Raw genomic sequence first — 342 nt, forward strand, 5'->3', positions numbered from 1 at the left:
AAGGCCCCGCAGGGCCCGACCAGGCGGCCGCAGAGGACGGGTCCGACCCCGAGGCGGGGGCGGAGGACTCCTCGGGCGGATCGGAGGCCGGCCCGGAGCCGGAGGCCGGGGCCGAGTCGGGACCGGGCGAGGCCGGGGCCGGCTCCGGTGAAGGGGCCGGCGCGGCCGGGCTCAGTGAGGCACAGGCCGAGTTGGCCGCGCAGCGGGTCGAGCGGGAGCGGATCGCGCGGCGGAAGGCCGAACGGGAGCACCCCGTCGAGGCCGGCGGCAAGCTCAGCGGCCGGGCCGCCGACCTGCTGGCCGCCGTACGGGCCGTGGAGAGCGGGGCCAAGGCGCCCGCCC

General features: G+C 81.0%; 1 pseudogene. It reads left to right on the top strand.

Annotated elements, in window-relative coordinates:
* A pseudogene (locus VR44_RS43665) lies at positions 1 to 342 on the top strand (DNA helicase RecD); the annotation flags it as partial.

Origin of the sequence: Streptomyces katrae, from assembly GCF_000966975.1 — a bacterium.
GTDB classification, from domain to species: Bacteria; Actinomycetota; Actinomycetes; order Streptomycetales; family Streptomycetaceae; genus Streptomyces; species Streptomyces katrae.